Source organism: Streptomyces sp. RP5T, from assembly GCF_003933965.1.
Lineage (GTDB): Bacteria > Actinomycetota > Actinomycetes > Streptomycetales > Streptomycetaceae > Streptomyces.
In genome coordinates, this window is the sequence record NZ_RSAJ01000728.1 from 1 (window position 1) to 3,713 (window position 3,713).

Below are 3,713 nucleotides of genomic sequence, written 5' to 3' on the forward strand. Positions count from 1 at the left end.
GTCCGCCCCCGCACGGAGCGCCTTCCCTCGTACGACGTCGCGCACACCGTAGCGAGCGGGCGCACCGCGGCATTAGGGAGGCCCGCACCGCACCCCTCCCGAGTGGGCATTGCGGGCATATCGACCTTATGGTCGATGCTGAGTCACCTCTGGAAGGAGCTCTGGATGGGCATCTTCGACAGGTTCAAGAGCAACCGCCAGGTGCGGGACAAGACCAAGGACATGTCCGACATGGCGGAACGCAAGGTCAACGACAGGACGGGCCACAAGTACGAGGGCCAGGTCGACGACGCGCAGCAGAGGATCGAAGGGTCGCTCGGCATGGACCGCGACCGGCCCGACCAGCGGTGAGCCAGGCCCCACACAGGACAAGCGGGCACCAAACCGCTCCGGGCCCGCCGCACCGCGGCCCGGACCGGCTCCCCTCACCCGCTGAACGAGACGCCGTCCGCGCAGGTCCGTCCCGCGCGGGCGGCTCTCCCGTTCCGCGACGGCGCCGCGGGCTCGGGCTCCCTCCCCCGCGTCACGACCCCAGGATCGACGTGAGGAACTCCCCCACCCAGCCGAGCAGCTCCCGCCCGACCAGCGGCTTTCCGCCCACCTTCGCCGTCTTGGGGCGCGGCACCAGCACCTGGTGCGCGGCCGGCTTGATGACGGTGCCCGGGTAGAGCCGATTGACCCGCAGCTCCTGCGACTCCCGCAACTCCACCGGCGCGAAGCGGATGTTGGTGCCCTGGAGGACGACCTCACCGACGCCGCACGCGCGTGCCAGCATCCGAAGTCCCGCCACCAGCAGCAGGTTCTCCACCGGCTCGGGCAACTTGCCGTAGCGGTCGACGAGTTCCTCGCGTACGGCCTTGATGTCCTCCTCGGTGTTGGCCGAGGCGATCGCACGGTAGGCCTGCAGGCGCAGCCGCTCGCCCGGCGCGTAGTCGTGCGGCACGTGCGCGTCGACCGGGAGCTCGATCTTGACCTCCAGCGGCGGCTCCTCCTCGACCCCGCCCTCCAGGGAGGCCCGGTAGTCCGCCACGGCCTCGCCGACCATGCGGACGTACAGGTCGAAGCCGACGCCCGCGATGTGCCCGGACTGCTCGCCGCCGAGGAGGTTGCCCGCGCCGCGGATCTCCAGGTCCTTCATCGCCACGTACATGCCCGCGCCCATCTCGGTGTGCTGGGCGATCGTCGCGAGCCGTTCGTGCGCCGTCTCGGTCAGCGGCTTCTCCGGCGGGTACAGGAAGTAGGCGTAACCGCGCTCCCGTCCCCGTCCCACGCGGCCGCGCAGCTGGTGCAGCTGGGACAGGCCGAAGTTGTCGCCGCGCTCGACGATCAGCGTGTTCGCGTTGGAGATGTCGATGCCCGACTCGACGATCGTGGTCGACACGAGCACGTCGAACTTCTTCTCCCAGAAGTCGACGACGACCTGCTCCAGTGCCTGTTCCGACATCTGGCCGTGGGCGGTCGCGATCCGCGCCTCGGGGACGATCTCGCGCAGCCGGGAGGCCGCCCGGTCGATCGACTCGACCCGGTTGTGGATGTAGAAGACCTGGCCCTCGCGCAGCAGTTCACGGCGGATGGCCGCGCCGATCTGCTTCTCCTCGTAGGGCCCGACGAAGGTGAGCACCGGGTGGCGCTCCTCCGGGGGCGTGGTGATCGTCGACATCTCGCGGATGCCGGTGACCGCCATCTCCAGGGTGCGCGGGATCGGGGTGGCGGACATGGTCAGCACGTCGACGTTGGCGCGCAGCTTCTTCAGCTGCTCCTTGTGCTCGACGCCGAAGCGCTGCTCCTCGTCGACGATGACCAGGCCGAGGTCCTTGAACTTGGTCTCCGAGGAGAACAGCCGGTGGGTGCCGATCACGACGTCCACCGAGCCCTCGCGCAGCCCCTCCAGGACAGCCTTGGCCTCGGTGTCGGTCTGGAAGCGGCTGAGCGCCTTCACGACCACCGGGAACTGCGAGTAGCGCTCGCTGAACGTCCCGAAGTGCTGCTGCACCAGCAGCGTGGTGGGGACGAGGACGGCCACCTGCTTGCCGTCCTGGACGGCCTTGAAGGCGGCCCGTACGGCGATCTCGGTCTTGCCGTAGCCGACGTCTCCGCAGATCAGGCGATCCATGGGGACCGACTTCTCCATGTCCTCCTTGACCTCGGCGATGGTGGTGAGCTGGTCCGGGGTCTCCGCGTACGGGAAGGCGTCCTCCAGCTCGCGCTGCCACGGGGTGTCCGGACCGAAGGTGTGCCCGGGGGCCGCCATCCGCGCGCTGTACAGCCGGATCAGGTCGGCGGCGATCTCCTTGACGGCCTTCTTCGCGCGCGCCTTGGTCTTGGTCCAGTCCGCGCCGCCGAGCCGGTGCAGCGTGGGGGCCTCGCCGCCGACGTACTTGGTGATCTGCTCCAGCTGGTCGGTGGGAATGTAGAGCCGGTCGCCGGGCTGGCCGCGCTTGGCGGGGGCGTACTCGACGACGAGGTACTCGCGCGTGGCGCCCTGCACGGTCCGCTGGACCATCTCGATGTAGCGGCCCACGCCGTGCTGTTCGTGGACGATGTAGTCGCCCGCCTCCAGGGTGAGCGGGTCGATCGTCTTGCGGCGCCGGGCCGGCATCCGGGCGCCGTCCTTGCCGGCCGCCTTCTGCCCGGTCAGGTCGGTCTCGGTGAGAACGGCGAGTCTGAGCGCCGGGTCCACGAAGCCGTACTCGATCGAGCCGCACGCCACGTGCACGACGGACGGGCTCAGGGAGGTGAGTTCGGCGTCGAGGCGGGCCGCGATGCCCTCGCCGCCGAGCACCTCGACGGTCCGGGCGGCGGGGCCGTGCGCCTCGGTGACGAAGACCGCGCGCCAGCCGTCGGCGAGCCAGCCCTTGGTGTCGGCGAGCGCCTTGGCGGTGTCGCCGCGGTAGGTCTCGGGCGCGTGCATGCCGAGCTTGAGGGTGTCCGCCTCCAGTTCGAGATCGGCGGCGAACGGCGACACAGACCACCACATCATGTCCAGCTCGCGCGCGCGGTCACGCACATCGGCGATGGACCACAGCGAGGCCGCGCCGACGTCGATGGGCGCCTCGCCGCCGCCCGCGGTGGCCGCCCAGGACGCCTGGAGGAACTCCTGCGAGGTGGCCACCAGGTCGGAGGCGCGCGTGCGGACCCGCTCCGGGTCGCACACGACGGCCATGGCGCCCTTGGGCAGGACGTCGAGCAGGAGCTCCATGTCGTCGACGAGGACGGGAGCCAGGGACTCCATGCCCTCCACGGCGATCCCCTCGGCGATCCTGCCGAGCAGTTCGCCGAGCTCCGGGTGCTGCTCGGCGAGGGCACGCGCGCGTGCGCGTACGTCGTCCGTCAGGAGCAGTTCGCGGCAGGGCGGGGCCCACAGGCCGTGCTCGGCGACCTCCAGGGAGCGCTGGTCGGCGACCTTGAAGTAGCGGATCTCCTCGACGTCGTCGCCCCAGAACTCGACGCGCAGGGGGTGTTCCTCGGTGGGCGGGAAGACGTCGAGGATGCCGCCCCGGACGGCGAACTCGCCGCGCTTCTCGACGAGCTCCACGCGTGCGTACGCGGCGGCGGCGAGGGCCTCCACGATCGCGTTCAGGTCGGCGGTCTGGCCGGTGCGCAGGGCCACCGGTTCCAGGTCGCCGAGGCCCTTGACCTGGGGCTGGAGCACGGAGCGCACAGGTGCGACGACCACGGAGACCGGTCCGGTCTCGGGGTCGTCGGGGCGGGGG

2 protein-coding genes are annotated in these 3,713 nt (G+C 70.8%); one reads left to right on the forward strand and one right to left on the reverse strand.

Features of this window, described 5'->3' with window-relative positions; all coding sequences use genetic code 11:
* Positions 1–165: 165 nt before the first annotated feature.
* On the forward strand, positions 166–351 hold the full coding sequence (locus EHS43_RS39970; RefSeq protein WP_125195454.1) for an antitoxin: 186 nt from the start codon (positions 166–168) through the stop codon (positions 349–351).
* A 172-nt stretch (positions 352–523) separates the two neighbouring features.
* On the opposite strand, the gene mfd is transcribed toward EHS43_RS39970, so the two are convergent.
* Positions 524–3,713, reverse strand: a 3,190-nt coding sequence (gene mfd, locus EHS43_RS39975) for a transcription-repair coupling factor (protein ID WP_125195455.1), incomplete at its 5' end; no start/stop codon positions are given.

Coding starts and splice junctions, on each gene's coding strand:
- EHS43_RS39970 (WP_125195454.1), top strand. CDS start 166: ATGGGCATCTTCGACAGGTTCAAGAGCAACCGCCAGGTGCGGGACAAG.